Annotated in this window: 18 protein-coding genes and 2 pseudogenes; 10 read left to right on the forward strand and 10 right to left on the reverse strand. The window is 54.8% G+C overall.

Annotated elements, in window-relative coordinates; all coding sequences use genetic code 11:
* Window positions 1-34: 34 nt before the first annotated feature.
* The 7 genes from AC4PCC_RS16985 (at window position 35) to pqqF (ending at window position 7081) form a co-directional block, all read left to right on the forward strand.
* Complete coding sequence (locus AC4PCC_RS16985; RefSeq protein WP_492127553.1) at window positions 35-1084, forward strand: dipeptidase; 1050 nt, start codon at window positions 35-37, stop codon at window positions 1082-1084.
* 183 nt (window positions 1085-1267) lie between these two features.
* Window positions 1268-1339 (forward strand): pyrroloquinoline quinone precursor peptide PqqA, encoded by a 72-nt coding sequence (gene pqqA / locus AC4PCC_RS16990; RefSeq protein WP_071822147.1) that lies wholly within the window; start codon window positions 1268-1270, stop codon window positions 1337-1339.
* Window positions 1340-1398: 59 nt separating this feature from the next.
* A complete protein-coding gene (pqqB, locus tag AC4PCC_RS16995; protein WP_067706465.1) occupies window positions 1399-2310 on the forward strand; it encodes a pyrroloquinoline quinone biosynthesis protein PqqB in 912 nt (303 codons plus the stop codon).
* A 10-nt stretch (window positions 2311-2320) separates the two neighbouring features.
* Window positions 2321-3088, forward strand: a complete 768-nt coding sequence (pqqC, locus tag AC4PCC_RS17000; RefSeq protein ID WP_067706904.1) for a pyrroloquinoline-quinone synthase PqqC — start codon at window positions 2321-2323, stop codon at window positions 3086-3088.
* Window positions 3088-3372 (forward strand): pyrroloquinoline quinone biosynthesis peptide chaperone PqqD, encoded by a 285-nt coding sequence (pqqD, locus tag AC4PCC_RS17005; protein ID WP_067706468.1) that lies wholly within the window; start codon window positions 3088-3090, stop codon window positions 3370-3372. The genes pqqC and pqqD overlap by 1 nt, the downstream gene beginning before the upstream one ends.
* Window positions 3359-4492 (forward strand): pyrroloquinoline quinone biosynthesis protein PqqE, encoded by a 1134-nt coding sequence (gene pqqE, locus AC4PCC_RS17010; RefSeq protein WP_067706471.1) that lies wholly within the window; start codon window positions 3359-3361, stop codon window positions 4490-4492. The genes pqqD and pqqE overlap by 14 nt, the downstream gene beginning before the upstream one ends.
* Window positions 4493-4501: 9 nt before the next feature.
* Window positions 4502-7081, forward strand: coding sequence for a pyrroloquinoline quinone biosynthesis protein PqqF (pqqF, locus tag AC4PCC_RS17015; protein WP_492125310.1), 2580 nt, complete (start codon window positions 4502-4504; stop codon window positions 7079-7081).
* A gap of 131 nt (window positions 7082-7212) precedes the next feature.
* Here pqqF and AC4PCC_RS17020 read toward each other — a convergent pair whose 3' ends face one another.
* On the reverse strand, window positions 7213-7428 hold the full coding sequence (locus tag AC4PCC_RS17020) for a helix-turn-helix domain-containing protein (RefSeq protein ID WP_067706480.1): 216 nt from the start codon (window positions 7426-7428) through the stop codon (window positions 7213-7215).
* Between the two features lie 129 nt (window positions 7429-7557).
* On the opposite strand from AC4PCC_RS17020, the gene AC4PCC_RS17025 reads away from it, so the two are divergent.
* Entirely contained in the window at window positions 7558-7776 is a 219-nt protein-coding gene (locus tag AC4PCC_RS17025) for a helix-turn-helix domain-containing protein (protein ID WP_073981011.1), read from the forward strand.
* A 336-nt stretch (window positions 7777-8112) separates the two neighbouring features.
* Here AC4PCC_RS17025 and AC4PCC_RS17030 read toward each other — a convergent pair whose 3' ends face one another.
* The 6 genes and pseudogenes from AC4PCC_RS17030 to AC4PCC_RS17055 all read right to left on the reverse strand — a co-directional run bounded on the left by AC4PCC_RS17030 (window position 8113) and on the right by AC4PCC_RS17055 (window position 12353).
* Entirely contained in the window at window positions 8113-8418 is a 306-nt protein-coding gene (locus AC4PCC_RS17030; protein ID WP_492125311.1) for a hypothetical protein, read from the reverse strand.
* 44 nt (window positions 8419-8462) lie between these two features.
* Window positions 8463-9707: pseudogene (locus AC4PCC_RS17035) on the reverse strand (PTS sugar transporter subunit IIC); the annotation flags it as partial.
* Window positions 9708-9763: 56 nt separating this feature from the next.
* A complete protein-coding gene (locus AC4PCC_RS17040; protein WP_492125312.1) occupies window positions 9764-10063 on the reverse strand; it encodes a PTS sugar transporter subunit IIB in 300 nt (99 codons plus the stop codon).
* Window positions 10064-10163: 100 nt separating this feature from the next.
* On the reverse strand, window positions 10164-10571 hold the full coding sequence (locus AC4PCC_RS17045) for a PTS sugar transporter subunit IIA (protein ID WP_231877628.1): 408 nt from the start codon (window positions 10569-10571) through the stop codon (window positions 10164-10166).
* A gap of 260 nt (window positions 10572-10831) precedes the next feature.
* Window positions 10832-11416 carry a P-loop nucleotide/nucleoside kinase family protein gene (locus tag AC4PCC_RS17050; RefSeq protein ID WP_492125313.1) on the reverse strand — a complete coding sequence of 195 codons (585 nt, stop codon included), beginning with the start codon at window positions 11414-11416 and terminating at the stop codon, window positions 10832-10834.
* A complete protein-coding gene (locus AC4PCC_RS17055) occupies window positions 11409-12353 on the reverse strand; it encodes a tagatose-bisphosphate aldolase (protein ID WP_492125314.1) in 945 nt (314 codons plus the stop codon). The genes AC4PCC_RS17050 and AC4PCC_RS17055 overlap by 8 nt, the downstream gene beginning before the upstream one ends.
* 259 nt (window positions 12354-12612) lie before the next feature.
* Between AC4PCC_RS17055 and AC4PCC_RS17060 the strand changes: the two genes are divergently transcribed.
* Window positions 12613-13500, forward strand: coding sequence for a sugar-binding transcriptional regulator (locus AC4PCC_RS17060; protein WP_492125315.1), 888 nt, complete (start codon window positions 12613-12615; stop codon window positions 13498-13500).
* A gap of 310 nt (window positions 13501-13810) precedes the next feature.
* The gene (gene ftnA / locus AC4PCC_RS17065; protein WP_067706498.1) at window positions 13811-14320 is read left to right on the forward strand and encodes a non-heme ferritin; all 510 of its coding nucleotides are present in this window, start codon (window positions 13811-13813) and stop codon (window positions 14318-14320) included.
* Between the two features lie 94 nt (window positions 14321-14414).
* Here the strand turns inward: ftnA and AC4PCC_RS17070 are convergent, their stop codons facing one another.
* From AC4PCC_RS17070 to AC4PCC_RS17080, 3 genes and pseudogenes are all read right to left on the reverse strand, one after another.
* Complete coding sequence (locus AC4PCC_RS17070; RefSeq protein ID WP_067706501.1) at window positions 14415-15683, reverse strand: acid phosphatase; 1269 nt, start codon at window positions 15681-15683, stop codon at window positions 14415-14417.
* A 170-nt stretch (window positions 15684-15853) separates the two neighbouring features.
* Window positions 15854-16846: pseudogene (locus AC4PCC_RS17075) on the reverse strand (cupin domain-containing protein); the annotation flags it as partial.
* Between the two features lie 345 nt (window positions 16847-17191).
* Window positions 17192-18052, reverse strand: a complete 861-nt coding sequence (locus tag AC4PCC_RS17080) for a hypothetical protein (RefSeq protein WP_492125316.1) — start codon at window positions 18050-18052, stop codon at window positions 17192-17194.
* Window positions 18053-18105: the final 53 nt, after the last annotated feature.

Here is an 18105-nt window from a genome sequence, read left to right on the forward strand (position 1 = left end):
GTCTCGCATTTAACAGAGCATGGGTTTCAATATGATGACTGACAACCTCGCCTCACGACCTCTGCCCGTCTTCGACGGCCATAACGACCTGCTGCTGCGTCTGTGGCTGGAGGATACCGCCTCCGATCCCGTCGCGCGGTTTCTTGACGGCTCGCTGAGCGGCCATCTTGATTTAGCACGAATGCGTCAGGGCGGCTTTGCGGGTGGGCTGTTTGCGGTTTTCGTGCCGCCCGCGAGCTATACGAAACAGCATCAGGCCGGCCAGGGTGAACGGCAGCACGACCCGCTGGCCATTACGGATGCGCAGATCGCGCTGCTGCAGGCGATTGAAACGCGCTCGAACGGGCGGGCTAAAATCTGCCGTACCGCCAGCGAGATTGAGCTCTGTATTACCCAGGGCGTGCTGGCGATGGTGCTGCATATTGAGGGAGCGGAAGCGCTGGATGGCGAGCTGAGCCAGCTTGACCGCTGGATTGAGGCTGGCCTGCGCAGTATTGGCCCGCTGTGGAATCTGCAAAACCGGTTCGGCACCGGCGTGACCGGTGACTTCCCCGGCTCGCCCGACAGCGGAGAGGGCCTGACGGCGGAAGGCCTCAATCTGATCCGCGTCTGTAATCAGAAAAAGCTGCTGATTGACCTGTCGCATATGAATGAAAAAGCCTTCTGGCAGACCGCCCGGCACAGTACCGCCCCACTGGTCGCCACCCACTCCAACGTCCATGCCCTGTGTGCGCAGCCGCGCAACTTACTCGCCTCCCAGCTTGCGGCTATCGCCGACAGCGATGGCTTTGTCGGGGTAAACTTTGGCACCGCCTTTTTGCGCGAGGACGGCCAGCGCAACGGCGACACCCCGCTGGGGGATATCCTCCGCCACCTGGAGGGGCTGATGGCGATCCTCGGGGAAGATCGGGTGGGCTTTGGCTCCGATTTTGACGGCATCAGCGTACCGGATCCCCTTCGCGATGCGGCCGGACTGCCGCAGCTGATCGCGGCGATGCGCGCTGCCGGCTACGCTGAGTCGCTGATTGAGAAAATCAGCTGGCGGAACTGGCTGGCCGTATTAAAGAAAACCTGGGAAAAATGAACCAAATGGGACATTTTACACTATCCTTAGGAAATACCCCTGCGGCTTACAGGGTTGATATCGTTTTGGCATAGGCGCACCATTTGCCCCGCCGGAATTTCGGTATTTGACATTAGGCCCAACCCTGCTGAACTTACCTTCGCAGAACCTTAATTATCTGTTAACACCATGAGGAGCTTCACCATGTGGACTAAACCTAAATTTGTTGATTTACGCTTAGGTCTGGAAGTTACGCTGTACATCTCTAACCGTTAATCTCCCTATGCCCGCGGCCTGCCGTGGGCATTCTTTTCTACTCTCTTTCTGGTTACCACATGCAGATTAACGTTCTCGGTTCTGCGGCGGGCGGCGGGTTTCCCCAGTGGAACTGCAACTGCAGCAACTGTCAGGGCGTGCGTAACGGCACCCTGAACGCCACGGCGCGTACGCAATCCTCTATAGCACTGAGCGATGACGGCACAGACTTTGTGCTGTGCAACGCCTCGCCGGATATCGCCCGGCAAATTGCAGCCACTCCGGCGCTCAATAAAACGGGCGCACTGCGCGGCACCGCTATCGGCGCCATCATTCTGACCGACAGCCAGATCGATCACAGCGCCGGGCTGTTGAGCCTGCGCGAAGGCTGCCCGCATCAGGTCTGGTGTACGCCAGAAGTCCATGACGATTTGACCCAGGGCTTCCCGGTCTTCACGATGCTGACGCACTGGAACGGCGGGCTTGTCCATCATGCGATCACCCCCGGCGAACCGTTCTCCGTGGCGGTCTGCCCGGCGCTAACCTTTACCGCGATCCCCCTGCTGAGCAACGCCCCGCCCTATTCGCAGTACCGGGGAAAACCGCTGCCTGGCCACAATGTCGCGCTGTTTATCGAAGATACCCGCAGCGGTAAAACGCTGCTGTATGCGCCCGGCCTGGGCGAACCGGACAGCGAGCTATTGGGCTGGATGAAAAAGGCCGACTGCCTGCTGATTGACGGTACGCTGTGGCACGACAATGAACTGGCCGCCACCGGCGTCGGCAGCAATACCGGTAAGGACATGGGTCACCTGGCCCTGGCCGAGGAGCAGGGGCTGATTGCGCTGCTGGCCTCGATGCCTGCTGCGCGCAAAATTTTAATTCATATCAACAATACCAACCCGATCCTTGATGCGGACTCGGCTGAACGTCAGGCGCTGACGCAGCTGGGTATCGAGGTAAGCTGGGATGGTATGCGCATTGACCTTTAGCGAGATGAAGATGAAGCCAGATAACTTACCTGCCGAGCCAATGACCCCCGAGGCCTTTGAGCAGGCACTGCGCGCGAAAGGCGCCTACTACCACATCCATCATCCCTGGCATATTGCGATGCACAACGGGAAATGCACCCGCGAGCAAATCCAGGGCTGGGTGGCGAACCGCTTCTATTACCAGACCAGCATCCCGCTGAAAGATGCAGCGATCATGGCAAACTGCCCCGACCCGCTGACGCGCCGTAAATGGGTACAGCGCATTCTCGATCACGACGGTCAGGAAGGGAGTGAAGGCGGTATTGAAGCCTGGCTGCGCCTGGGTGAGGCGGTCGGGCTGGATCGCGACGTGCTGCTCTCTGAACGCATGGTCCTGCCGGGCGTGCGCTTCGCCGTGGATGCCTACGTCAGCTTTGCCCGTCGGGCAGTGTGGCAGGAGGCGGCCTGTAGCTCGCTAACCGAACTCTTTGCGCCGCAGATCCACCAGTCACGGCTCGACAGCTGGCCGCAGCACTATAGCTGGATCGAAGAGGCGGGCTACGGCTACTTCCGCAGCCGTCTGAGCCAGGCGAATCGCGATGTTGAACACGGTTTACAACTGGCGCTTGAGTGGTGCACTACGGTTGAGAAACAGCAGCGTATGCTGGAGATCCTCCAGTTCAAGCTGGATATCCTGTGGAGCATGCTGGATGCCATGACCATGGCCTATGAGATGAACCGGCCTCCGTATCACACCGTGACCGACAAGATCGTCTGGCACAATGAGAGACTGCCATAATGCCCCTTAACGAACAGCACATCCCGTCCTTCCGCCGTGGCTATCGGCTACAGTGGGAGCCAACCCAGGAATGCCACGTTATCCTCTACCCGGAAGGGATGGCAAAGCTGAATGACAGCGCCGCCGCGATTTTACAGCGGGTTGACGGCGCGCGTTCGCTGGCCACCCTGATCGCCGAGCTTAACGCCCAGTTTCCTGACGCCGGCGGCGTGGATGAAGATGTGAAAGAGTTCTTCGTTCAGGCCATTGAACAAAAGTGGATAATTTTCCGTGAACCTGCTTAAACCCCAGGTCAATCCGCCGCTCTGGCTGCTGGCGGAACTGACCTACCGCTGCCCTCTGCAGTGTCCCTACTGCTCTAATCCGCTGGACTTTGCCCAGCAGGAAAAAGAGCTGACCACTGACCAGTGGATCGAAGTCTTCAGGCAGGCACGCGCGATGGGCGCCGTTCAGCTCGGCTTCTCCGGGGGGGAACCCCTGGTGCGTAAGGATCTGCCCGAGCTAATCCGCGCCGCGCGCGATCTGGGCTTCTACACCAACCTGATCACCTCCGGTATCGGCCTGACTGAGAAGAAAATTGACGCCTTTGCTGAGGCGGGGCTGGATCATATTCAGATCAGCTTCCAGGCCAGCGATGAAACGCTTAATGCGGCCCTGGCCGGCTCGCAAAAGGCTTTCCAGACCAAGCTGGCGATGGCCAAAGCGGTTAAGGCCCACGGCTATCCGATGGTGCTGAATTTCGTGCTGCATCGGCACAATATCGACCAGATTGACCGTATTATCGATCTGAGCATTGAGCTGGAAGCCGATGACGTGGAGCTGGCGACCTGTCAGTTTTACGGCTGGGCGCAGCTTAACCGCGAAGGGCTGCTGCCCACGCGCGATCAGATTGCCCGCGCGGAGGCGGTGGTCCAACGCTATCGCGAGACCATGACTACCAGCGGCAACCTGGCTAACCTGCTGTTTGTGACGCCCGATTACTACGAAGAGCGGCCAAAAGGCTGCATGGGCGGCTGGGGGGCTATTTTCCTCAGCGTCACGCCGGAGGGGATGGCCCTGCCCTGTCACAGCGCCCGTCAGTTGCCGATCGCGTTCCCGTCGGTGCTGGAGCATTCGCTACAGGAAATCTGGTATGAGTCATTCGGTTTTAACAAATACCGCGGCTTTGACTGGATGCCGGAACCCTGCCGCTCCTGTGATGAGAAAGAGCGCGATTTTGGCGGCTGCCGCTGCCAGGCCTGGATGCTGACCGGCAATGCGGACAATACCGATCCGGTTTGTGGCAAATCGCCACACCATGGCAAAATCCTGGAGGCGCGCGAACAGGCCAACTGTACCAATATTCAGATCAACCAGCTGCAGTTCCGCAATCGCGTCAACTCCCAGCTGATCTTTAAAGGCTGATCGCGCAATATGGCCACGGCTGACAGGCAGCAGAGGATCCGGCTGGCTAACGGCGTACGCGTCAGGCTGATCGAGGATCCCTGTGCCACGCAATCGGCGGCGCTGCTACAGCTTGCTGCGGGCAGTCATCATGAGCCGGATACGTGGCCAGGCCTGGCCCATCTGCTGGAACACGTGCTGTTTACCGGCAGTGAAGGCTTTCAGGGAAGCGACCGACTGATGGCCTGGGTGCCCGCGCAGGGCGGAAAGCTGAATGCGACAACCCTCGCCACCTCCACCGCCTGGTTTGTCGGGGTCAATCCGGCGCAGCTGGACGGGGCGCTGGCAAGGCTGGTCGATATGCTGGCTTTTCCTCTGGTGGCCGTTGAAGCCATCGCTCAGGAAGTGGCGGTGATTGACGCGGAATACCGCATGCTGGCTTCTCATACCGAGACCCTGACCGGGGCGGCGCTGAGCCACGCCTTTGCGCAGCCGCATCCCCTTCACCGCTTTCAGGTGGGCAATCAGGCCAGCTTTGGCGATGATAACGTGGCGCTCCAGCGGGCGCTGCGCGCATACCACCAGCGCTTTTTCCACGCTGGCAGGCTAACGCTCTGGCTCCAGGGTCCGCAGCCGCTCGCGGAGCTGCGCGCGCTGGCGGAACGGTGGGGCAATCTGTTTCGCCCCGCTACGCCGGGCGCTCGTCATCCTGCAGATGGGCTGGTAAATATCCGTGCGCGACGGCCTCAGCGGATAAACGATCTACCCCGGCTTGCGCTGCGGCCCCAACGGGCGTTCGCGCTGCATAACGCCGCTGCCCGACTGATGCTATTCAGCTTTGTTATTGACGATCCCGCCGTCGAAACCTTTTCTCTGCTGCAGGCGCTACTGCTGGATACCGCCGCGTACAGCCTGCTGGCTACGCTACGGGCGGCGGGGCTTTGCGACGATGTACGGCTGCTGGAACCCTGGCGCAGCCCGGTTCAGTCAGTGCTGACCATTGAGTTCCAGCTCTGCGAACCGGCTGACGAAGGCACTCCGCCTCGACTCTCTCTTGAAGCTGTCTTTACCCGCTGGCTGGCGATGCTACAGGATCTCCCCGCTGACGGGCTAAGCCACTATGCTGCCCTGGCCCTTCAGCGCTTCAGGCAGCTTGATCCTGTCGATCAGCTGCGGGCGCGGGCCTTTTCCCTGCCGCCGCCCGAATCAAAAGCGGAGCGGCTTGCGGCACGGTGGCAACATCTGTTGAGCCAGCTGCGCCCGGAGCGGATGACCCGGCTATGGGTATCACCCGCGGTGACCGCCGATCCGAGAGAGGTTCAGGGCTTCTGGCTGGATCTCAACGCGGTTGAGTGGCCTGGGATTGCCTGCCGACAGGAGAACGCAGGGTCCGGGGGTGCTAACCTGCTAATGGACGCAGGGCCTGGTGGGGTTACTAACCTGCTGATGGACGCAGAGCCCGGGATAGCTAACCTGCCGGTGATGGCGTTTTATTCCGGCGCGTCCCTGCCCCCGCCGTCCGTCCTGCCATTAGAGCCGGTCGCGCTGCACAGCGTCCCGGGCAGCGATACACCCTGTCTGCTCCTCAGCCCACTGCCCAACCAGCCGCTGTCACCGCGCGTGGCGGCCATTATTGAGTCATCGCTCCAGACGGTAAGCGGCGACTGCCTGCATAATGGCGGCGAACTCAGCTTTAGCCGTCGGCAGGGGATCTGGCTGCTCCAGCTGCGGGGAGACCCTGAGCTGCTGCTGTCCGCGCTAAATGCCGTGATCCAGCAATTAATTGCCCCCACTGCCTCTGATATCCACAAAGGGGAGCGGCTGGCCCGTCGTGCGCGGCAACAGCTGACCTCGGATATCGCGGTACGATGTCTGCTGGCGCAGCTTCCCGGCCTGATTCGTGGAGAAGGAGCGGTGGATAAAAGTGAGGGCCATCTGCCCCGCCTCCACTGGTCTGCCACGCTTTACGGCGGGGATAAGGCGCTTAGCCTGTCGCTTGCCAGGCTGCTGTCCCGCTTTCCGGCACAATTTAACCCTGAGCCGCCCGTTCCAGCTGCCTTTGCATCAGGGAAATCATTGAAATGCCCTACCGAAAGTCGGGACGCCGCTGTGATCGTCTTCTGCCCGCTAACGGAGCCGACGGCGACAGGTCTGGCCGCCTGGCAGCTGATGGCCGTTCTCTTTGAACCCCGCTTTTTCCAGCAGTACCGGGTGGAGAGAAATATTGGCTATGTGGTCAGCTGCCGTTTTCATCAGATCGCAGGCGTAGCCGGGTTGCTGTTTGCCCTACAGTCGCCATCGCGGTCGGTTGAGGAACTGCTGGGTTATATCGCGGAATTTATCGCGCAGAGGGCAGCGGAGATTGACGGATTAACCGAAGAAGCGATAAGGAATACCTCCCTGCCGCTGCGCGAGGGGCTACACGAAGCCGTCTTCCGCCATGCAGCAGACTGCGTGGCTGACTGGCAGCAAAGACAGCTCGCTCTGCCCGTTTTAACCGCAGATTCATTTACGCAGCTGTCACCTTGCGCGCTCAAAAAGTATTATCGCCAGCTGGCACACTACCCGCACTGCTGGTGGCAGCTAAGCAACTTTCCTGGAACGCCCTGAGACAGGCGGTACCCGCGCGGCCCAACGCCCCCCCCGATGACCCGGTTTTCACCCTCACAGGGATGGCGCAGTCAGTGCCCTCTCCGTGAGCGACCTGCGGGCAGTGATACGGCACGCTGACCGCTAGCGTTTCACCGGTTATTTTTATAGCGCGTCGGCCAGATGGCTTCCGGTCTTTCGTTCAGCGCGTCGGCAATAAGCTTTTCACCTTTAGGCCAGGGACGGCGTAGCGCATTAGATAACGTTGAAGAGGCCAGCCCCGATTCTCGTGATAAGGCGGACAGGCTGGTGCCTTTTTTCTTTAACGCAGCAATAATGTCTGCCGGGTGCCAATCCTCTCTGTTCATAATTTCCCTCGGGTTTATTTTAAAAAAGAACCATTGTGTAGACTATGGTCTACACACTATACCATGGCATTAACTAAATGTGACTAATAGTCCGTGGACTTATAGACACCTTAAGGTGATGATGAGGACATGGAAACACTAAATAGCCCTAAAGTTCTTTTCGGTCGAAGAGTAAAACAGCTCAGGCTACAGGCAGGCTTATCTCAAGAAGCATTTGCACATAAATGTGGTTTGGATCGTACCTATGTCAGTGGAATTGAAAGAGGTTTAAGAAACCCTACCCTTGAAGTTATCGCAATTATTGCGCGAGGGCTGGAAATGGAAATAAAGCATTTAATCGAATTCTGATACAACTTTTAAATTAATACATATTTTATTTCTCAATTAATCATTAGATTGAAAATAAAAACCCTCCTGTAACCCACTCTTCTTGCAAAAAATGCTTCTTTTATTGCACCCGACGAAATTATGGTGTTTTTTCGGGGCCGAGGAATTTAACACACCCTATATCCACATTAATTTCTGGCTGATCCACAGCATTCCTTCCCGCCTAAAAAATATTTCTAATGGCCAGAGAACGACTAACACGTATAAAAACAACGGGTAATAGAGGGTAATATTCTGCTGAGATTTAAAATTAGAGCAAAAAAAACCGGGCAGCCAGGCTCCCGGCATCATTAAACTTCAGAATCCGTAACGAATAGCATCCTTACTCTGCTGCATGAGCGCATCGATTTTAACCGAGTAATGCTCGACGCCGGCACCATCACCTGCCTGTGAGCAGGCGCGCCGCTTCGCATTATAGGCCTTCATCAGCTGGGCCTGCGCAAAGCCGGGCTTACCGTAGCACTCGACGCTTTTCTCCCAGCACAGCATGGCTGCATCAGTATCCTGACGGTCTGCGTAGCGCTTACCCAGCGCATTCAGCGCTTCTGCACGGGCTTTAACAGACAGGTCGCGCTGCAAAATCTCGTTTATTTCTGCGTTCATTTTGCCTCCATTGAAGGTTACCATCAGTGGAAAAAGTTAAGAATATGACCAAATATCAGGCCGATACCAATAACATCGGAATCGCTAAAGGTCACATTTTCCATACCGAACTGACCTAAAAGGGGAAGCAGCAGCGCAGGCAGGAGCGTAATAAATAGCCCGTGGAAAACACCGCCGATAACCGCGCCCCGTCGTCCTCCCACGGCGTTAGCAAACACGCCTGCCGTACCGCCCGCAAAGAAGTTGGTCAGCATGCCGGGAAGGATCATCGCCAGACCTACCCACGGAAAAAGGAACATGCCGATGACTGACCCCAGGGTAGTGGAGATAAAGCCGATGATGACGGCGTTCGGCGCATAGGGGAAGAGTACCGGACAGTCCAGCGCCGGGACGGCATCAGGCACAATGCGCAGTGCAATGCCGCGAAAGGCCGGGACAATTTCCGCCAGCAGCAGGCGCACCCCGGCAAGCAGCACATAGACCCCGACCACAAACTGGATGGCCTGCAGAAAGGCATATACCAGGTAGTTTACGCCGTTCGACGAGAGGCCAACGACCTCTGGTCCGGCTGCAATTGCGGGTACCAGATAGATGGGGATCATCACCACCATCATTGACAGATAGGTGTCCTGTAAAAAGGAGAGCGCCTGCGGCAAGGCCAGATCCTCAGTGCTCTTTTCAGGGTTACCGGCGACCTTTGCGACCCCCGCCTGAACGATGTAGCCAAGCGTACAGAAGTGCCCGAGCGCGAAGTCATCCCCCCCGGTAATTTTACGTACGATGGGTTGGGCAAGCGCAGGCATAAATACGGCCATCAGCCCGGCGAGCACACCGCCCAATACAATAAGTTCCACTCCGCGCAGTCCGCCCATATAGCCAATGACAGAACAGACGGTTGCCATCCACAGGGAAGCCTGCCCGGTTAGAAAGATATATTTAAAGCGGCTGAAGCGCGCAATGGCGATATTAACCACAAAGGCAATCACCATAATAAGTGCCGTCTCGCGCCCCAGGGTTTGCTGTGCAATACCGGCAATCGACCCAACGTCGGTGACCACGCCCCGCATGTTGAAACCTTTCTGGAATATCTCCCCGAGAAAGGTTAACGTCCCGACGATAATATTCGCGCCCGACAGCAGAACCAGGAACCCCAGCAGCGTTTTAAGCGTGCCGGTAATAACCTGACCAGGACTTTTTTTCAGTGAGATAAGACCAATCATGGCGATAAGTGCGATTAATATTGATGCCTGACCCAGCACATCATGAACAATAAAGGTAAGGAAAGACATAAATAAATCCCCTGTTTACTTTCACGGCATACGGAAATTATTTTTTTAAAAAACCATTAGCTAAGAAAGCCCTTCTCTTTTAACACCGGCTCTAGCTTTAATTTTATTTCATTTTTATCCACCAGACGCTTGAGATAAATAATTGTCGCACTGATGGTGTAATGCTGAAACTGAGTGCGGAAATTTTCGCCGGTCATAATAATATCGACCCTTGAGGATGAGGCGCTTGAAATATCACAGTGCGACAGTTCCGCATCCACACCGAAATCTTTAAGCGCGGCCTCAATACTCATCTCACAGGCAAAACTGCTGCCAAGTCCGGCCCCGCAGACTGCAAGAATAGATAACTTTTTCATTAGAAGTTCCTTGTAGTTTCGTCTTCAGTTTTTTTGCCGCTACCACCTAATGCGGATTCAATTATTATTTAAAGCTTAACTTTTATCTTTTAACGCCTGTTTAAAATTGACTAAGAATTTTCAGCACATCCTTTTTGCTCACGGCATTTCTCATTTTTTCTACGGTTTCCTCCTCGCAAAAAAGCTGTGACAGACTGGCTATCATCTCGATATGGGAATGACTGTCTTTCGCGGCGAGCGCAAAAATGACATAAACCGGATCGTTATCGGGACTATTAAAACTCACGCCTTCAGAAACGATTGCCAGTGAAAGCGCGGTGTTAATCACGCCTTCCTCCGGTCGGGCATGGGGCATGGCAATGCCCTCGCCCAGCACGTAGTAAGGCCCTATCTCCCGGTGCATCTCATAAATGGCGTTGAGGTAGCGGGGTTCCACTTCCCCCCTGGCGATCATCGGCTCTACGGCCAGCGCGACGGCCTGCTGCCAGTCGTCAACCCGCGTGAACATATTCAAATTGCTTTCATTAATCCAGTCAGTCAGCATCTTTTTTATACTCATATAATTAAGGGGTTATTTAATATACGGATCTGAAAAAATTAAAACCGTGATCCACTTACGCATTTACTCCTTGTAAATAAAACGGTATCGAATAGAGAATTACAAATTAAACACACGACATCATGCTGGCAATTAAATGAAAACCAGGTGAATACATAAATTAATTATGCTCAGAGGGGTTAATAGCCCTGATAAATAAAAATAATTAATTAATAACTTTTATTTAAGGCCTCCTTTGTCCAGCTAATGACATCATTGATGTCGATATCCCCCATTTGATCCACATTAAAAACGGGGCCTATTTTCATGGGGCCTGCCCATTCGGCCAGTGCGGTAAGCTCGGGAATATATTCCGCGCCAGGATGACCGGGCAGCCGTTGGGCCAGGCGCGAGGTATAACGCTGTGCGGCCAGCTCACCGGGGATATGACACCAGATTTCTGCCAGCGCCGTTACCCCGGCTTCCTGCAAAAATTCCCGCAGGCGCTGTTCTGGCTGAAACCCAAACCAGGCATCGACAATAAAGGTGCAGCCCGGCGGCGCTGACGCCACGATATGCCAAATCGCCTGATAGCTGGCAAGACCCAGACGACGGTTAAGCAGACGATCGACGTTTTCCAGCTGCTGCATAAACGGTTCTTTAATACCGTCCACGGAAAGAACCGGCCAGCCGGTGGCGTCGGCAAGGGCACGGGCGATGCTGCTTTTACCCGAGGCGGGAATACCGTTAACCATCACCACACGCTTACTGTGCGGGCTGCCGTCTTGGGCGTTCGCCAACTGCCGTTCAGACATGATTTACTGGCTCCTTTGGGTTATCAGGAATGTGATCGCTCTCAGGGAAATACTGGCCAATCACTGCCTGGATTTCTTTCAGCCGGGGCACGGCTACGGTTTGCAGCTTATTTCGGGTTTCACTGCTGTCCAGCGAAATACAGTCTTTCCACAAGGCTCTGCCAGCGATTACGCCGGAAGCGCCATTGCTCATAGCATCGGCTACCTGCCCCAGAAAGGTACTGTGATCCACGCCGGCTGAGAGTACGGCCCAGGGCACGTCTCCGGCAAGACGGGTTATCGCAGCACAGGCCTGCGCCGATCCAGGGTAGGGGATTTTCAGCACTTTTGCGCCACATTCCAGCGAAATTTTCGTGCCTTCATAGATCAAAGAGGGAATACGACTCTTATACTCAGCCTCGCTTTCACCTTCAAGCGGATAAGTGAGGAACTCAACGACCAGCAGCAGATCTTCACGACTAAAATCTTCAATGCACTGGCGCAGGAGGGCAATATTGTGCTCGTTCGCGTCCGGACAATCGGCGCGTAGCCACACCATGATTTTTCCGCCATTGCCTCCCAGCTCGCGTACCCGTCGTGCCGTTATCCCCTCCACCAGCCGGGAGTTCCGGTAGCCTGCGGCGGTCGTATCCCAGCCGGAGGCGTCAAGGCCGATCAATAACGCAGTATCGCGAGCAATAATCCCCTGATCCACCAGGTCGGGGACGGCACAGACCGGATCGACCAGTACGCACGACGCCTGACTGGCCAGACACTGCGTAATGTCGGCTTTGATACGCCCGAGCTGTCGTTCGGAAATGGCTTTCTGCTGGTCGGGGTCGGCGGTAAGCAGGCTGCGCATGGCGCCTCGCTGATCGCAGGCGATCACCAGCATGGCACCATTGCTGCCGCAGATTTGTTGATACCCTCTTAATTCTGACGTGGACATGTGGGACATTAAAAACTCCTTAGATGGTTTGGGTTTTACTACATGTTTACTGCCTCTTTAATCGTTTTGCCGCTGCAACAATCCTGAGGGGCTCATGCTGACGTGTGGCGTCCCATCAGGGTTTAGCCCGTTCAGCGCATTGCAATTTCACAGGGGTTGCGCAATAATCCTCCAATCGATGATCGGAGTGTAATACATTGCAGAAAGGAATTACAAGCTGAAAGAACCTCTTTTACAAGACGCCGCGACCACGCGAGCGATGATGCATATGGTGGCCAAACTGCACTATCAGTCCGATATGGCACAGGTCGATATTGCTAAGAAGCTGGGGGTGTCTACCGCCACCATTTCGCGCCTGCTGACGAAGGCAAAAGCAGCGGGGATCGTCAGGATTGAGGTTATCGAGTTGACCTCATCTGAGGATTTAACGGCCAGGCTGATTCAGGAGCTGGGCCTGAAGCGCGCCGCCGTGGTGGATGCGCCGCCCGCTAACGTACTGGGTTCGCTGAGTACGCCGCTGGCCGGTTTGCTGACGCAGGCCGGTTCGGTGGTCGGCATTGGCTGGGGACGTGCCGTGCGCGAGGTGACGCTGGCCGGACTGCCTCGCCTTCCCGGCGTGCTGACGGTTGCGCTGAACGGCGGGATGCAGCAGGCGGAAGCCCATTTTCAAATTAATGAATTTGTTCGCCAGGCGGCAGGACAGATGGGGGGGACGCCGCATTTTCTGCATGCGCCCTATATCTCTTCATCTTCCCTTCGTGACGCGTTTCTGCGCGACCCCGGCGTCCAGCAAATTACTTCACTGTGGGACAGGCTCGACGTCGCCATTGTCGGCGTAGGCCTTACCCACGCCCACCATCCGGCGGAAAGCTCCACGGCGACGCCGGACGAACAGGCGCTCAGTCAGGCGGCCGGGGATGTCCTGCGCCACTATGTGACTGAAAGCGGAGACATACTGCACTGGGAGGGGGAAACGCGGATGATTGCGGCCTCACCGGAGCAGCTGCGCAACACGCCGTTGTCGATTGGCGTCGCGGCCACGCCGGAGAAGGCTGCCGGGATTATCGGTGCCGTTCGCGCTAAAATGATTAACGCGCTGGTGACCGATGTCACTACGGCTCAGGCGATTCTCGACCGCCTGATCGCGGCCTCCTGACCCTGCCTGCTGACGAAGGGGGAAATACACTTTCTCCCTTTAAAATAAGCCGTTGCCCCTTTACTGACATGGGTAACTGATATTATTTCCCCTCCAGGTTCGCAATAAGAATAATTATCAGACCCATTCAAAAAATGGAATTATTCACAGCTGGGCGATAATAATTATCAGTTAACTATCATAAGGTTATCAATACTCCTAAAAAGGGTAAAAAATAAAACTAACGGTTTTTATTTCGGCAACACCCGTGCATAATGCGCTCAATTCACCTGTTACCGATTCACCCCCCTCTTTTGCTAATGGAGCCACCATGCTGACTGCTGATATGACTGCAAAACTGAACGATCAGTTAAACCTTGAATTCTATTCTGCCAACCTCTATTTACAGATGAGCGCCTGGTCAGCCGATAAAGGATTTGAAGGCGCAGCCGCATTCCTGCGCGACCATTCAGTGGAAGAGATGCAGCATATGCAGCGCCTGTTCAACTATCTGAGCGATACCGGTGCCATGCCAGTGCTGGGCACTATCGTTGCCCCGCCGGTTACCTTTAACTCCCTGAATGATGTGCTGCAACAGGCTTACGAGCATGAGCAGCTGATCACCTCAAAAATTAACGAGCTGGTCCATGCCGCTATGACCACGCAGGACTACTCCACCTTCAACTTCCTGCAGTGGTATGTCTCCGAGCAGCACGAAGAAGAGAAGCTGTTTAAATCCGTTCTGGACAAGCTGGCGCTGGTGAGCGACAGCGGCGAAGGTCTGTTCTTTGTCGATAAAGATCTGATGAAAATGAGCAGCAGCAACGCGCCCCAGGCCTGATTTTTGCGGCGCGCCGTTGCGCGCGGCCGGTTAGCGGTATCGGTAACGGTAAAACCCACCTTGCGTGGGTTTTTGTTTTTCAGAAAGCCGGGTATTACTGCGCCGCACTGACGGCATCGGGCAGGTTAAGCCGCTGCCAGAAGTTCTGTTCCGGCGTGGTTCCCGATAGCGGGTAGCCGCCAGCCAGCGCCGTTGAAACCATCAGCTGACGACGCTGAGCCGCGCTCAGGTGTGGCAGAGGCCCTTCCAGCAGCACTTCTGCACCCGCCGGCACCACAACGGGCGATGGCTTCACCCGCTCGCGTGGCAGGTTCCAGGTCATGCTGAAACGGTAAAACTGCCGCAGCGAGGGCTGAGTATAAGGGTCGGCGGCCCCGGCCGGCTTTGCACAGATCGCAAGCGTGGTACCACACTCTTTTTCCAGCGCACTCCGCAGCTGCTGCTTTGCCTGCACGAAAAGCGCCTGATACGTCGCGTCGTTAAGATAATGCGCCACGTTGCGCTGGGCCACCATGCGTGAGCCAATCAGATCGATGGGATAATGTACGCCCAGCACCATTCGGGAATAGCTGTAGCGGGCCGCGCGATCCATCAGCGGCACAAAACGCTCCGGCAGCATCTCCCCCAACAGCAGGGCATCGGTATAGGCGGTATTGGTATGCCCGCTGGGATAAGACCCCTCACTCGCGCTATAGGGCTTATTGTCTTTCACTATCACCGTATCCGGCACAAGGTGAATGGTATTTCCGGGGATCAGAAACGGACGCGGATTGCCAAACTCTTTTTTCGCCGCACTGGTGCTGACCTCGCTGGCTTTAATAAGCGCAGCCGCCTTATTCAGCTCACCTTTTTTATAGGCGGAAAGAAAGGCCTGCCCCAGCTTCGGTCCCAGCGCATCGGCCAGAAAGAACAGGTGATCCTGCCCTTCTGCATCCACCAGCGCCTGATGGCGCAAACTGGCAGTTGCGTTGAGGTTAACCTCTTCAACCGTTTGCAGGCTGGCGGCGAGGGTACTTTTCGGCAGGGCCGGGAACGCGCTCAGTAGCACAATGCCCGCCTGCTGATTCTCCTTTTTCGCAAAGTCATAACCGCTTTCCTTCAGCCACGTTTTATCCGCCAGCGTTTTGCCCTGCTTTACCTTTTCAAGCTGGTCACGCGTGAGCGTGCTGGCGTCACCTTTTAGCGCCCCAATCAGCGATTGCTGGATAGCCGACTCAAGGGCGACAAACTGCGTATTTTCACTGCCGGGGGTGGTCATATCGGCGATAGCACGCAGGTGGTCCAGGGTCAGGGTTGTCGTTTTGGCCTGAGTCAGCGGGCTGACCGCCAGGGCAACAGCCAGCAGTGAGTAACGAATGCGCATTGCAGTTCCTTTTTTTAAGATGAGGGATACCTTGCCGCAGGCCAGGCTACTGCTAAAAGATGACAGAGGGATGACACACTGGAGGCAGAAACGATACGCGCCCACAATCAGCAGACGCAATTCGCCCCGGCATTCAGGCAGACGCGCAGCGCGCCTGCCTGTGGGCAAGCCTATTCCACGACGGGCTTTTTGGTTTTATCCAGCGCCTGCATAAAGGTGTCGTCCAGATGCAGATGCTGTTTTACCAGTGCCGGTGGGGTTGAAGCAAGCCACTGGTTAAGAGAAATATCCGCGTAGTAGCTGCTTTTGAACAGTTCGAGAAAGCGCAGCGGTTTCGTGCCGGTGTTTTCGACATAGTGGCCCATGGCGAACGGTACGTACCCAACATCCCCCGCCCGGAAATCATAGGTGCGGGCCTGGCCGGACGACGCAAAAACGCCCATTCTTCCCTCCCCTTCAAGATAGTACTGCCACTCATCGGTATTCGGATGCCAGTGGAGTTCACGCATGGCACCGGGTTCCAGTTCAACCAGCGCCGCCGCGATGGTTTTCGATACGTTGAACACCGAGGAGTCGGTGATACGTACCGTGCCTCCCTTTAGCGTAATGGGCTGCTGCGCCATCATTCGGTGACTGAACGCGGTGCTGGAACGCGTTGCGCCAGCGATGGCATCTCCGCTGAGCGGGCCGGGTACCTGGGCGGCAAAAATGTATTCATCCGCAGGGGACGGCAGCTTGCTGAACGTTTCAACCGGGACACCGAAGTTCTTTGCCAGCACCTCGGGAGGGACATGCTTAAACCAGTCACTGAGCAGGAATGTGCTGTCTTCATCAAAGCCGCCATTATCAAAGGCGAGCAGGAACTCACAGCCGTCCGGGCCCAGCCCCTGAATAGAATGGGGCACGCCGGGGGGGAAATACCACAGATCGCCCACGCCGACATCGTCCACAAACCAGTGACCCTCGGTGTCCAGAGCGGTAATACGCGCTTTGCCGTAGAGCATGTAGGCCCACTCGCCTTCCTTATGCCAGTGAAGTTCGCGAATGCCGCCGCTGTTCAGGCGCATATTCACCCCGGCGATGCTTTTAGATATCCCCAGTTCACGCTCGGTTATCTGTCGCGTCCAGCCGCCGGTCCCCTTGCGTACGTGCGAATCGCTAAAGGGGTTTGAGGGCCAATGGAACGAAAACGTACGCTAAGAAGGTAATTCATTGTTTAAACTGAAATTTAATGGGGGTTCTACGCCGGAACCGCCGAAATTTCCGTTACCCCAGTTTCAACCCGTCAACCAGAACACCCAGAACACCCAGAACACCCAGAACAATAATTTCATTGCTGCTCTGAAAGGTATAATGCCCTTTCATCAAAACATGCTGTCAGGCCACCGGCGATATCTGTCTGAGGCGAGCCAGAAGCAGGTCCGGGTGTTACTGGTTTCTTCATATCTCTGCAATAACTGTAACAGCAGGGCTGAGTTATATTAAACTGAACAGCCAACCATATAGGGTCAGTTATGTAGTTGTCCTGTATAAATATCAGAAGATGGAATATCTCCTTCATACTTAACAGCACCTATTATAGTGACACTCTTCCCTTGAGTATTAATAGTGGCTTTGGTGATTATTTTTATTTTTTCACTAGGATGAATCAGTATATGATCGATAATAAAATGGTTTCCTGCAATTTTCTTTGGAATGTCTTTATCATAAACGATTAAAATGAAATCATCTCCTATATCAGCATACTCTTTGATATAGTTTGAATTAATCCAATCTTTTGCATTATTAAGCAGCGCAGATGAACTTGAAAACCCCTTGTCAGCAACAATATCTCCAACATCCAGTGATTCTACTCTTTCGCGTGGCATGACCATTATTCTATATGAAAAATCATCATAACTATTCAGCTCATTGTATGCTTCACCTAACTCCACTGCCTCTCTTGCATATTCCCCAGTGCTTGTATCTTGACCATATCTTAAGTAATTGTTCACCCCATCATTCCCCGCCTCAATGTAATCATCAAGAACTGGTTTATCTTCAACCATATTTGAAGCCAGGTATGATAATTTTTCAACATTATCTTCGAACTCATTCAAAGAAGTTTCTGAATATTCCCAGTGCTGTAATATTCTTTTACATTCATTATCAACTCTTTCTTCCATAAAAACATCAGACGGTTCGTTAGATATAAATTCGATTATCTCCACTTCCGGAGATACACTGTCAGAACACATTTTTCCCAAAACACCCCCGCGTTTCACTCGAAAACAATCTTTCTCTTTTTCATATTCTATTTCACCTTCATCTATTATTTTTTCTCTCTCAAAGTCAGTTTTCTTTTCAAGAAATTGATCTTCATATCTCATGATTTCACTCTCAAATCCAGATTTTACTTCTTTTATGAAATCATACCCTTCCA

Source organism: Erwinia sp. L03-1 (assembly GCF_058686115.1).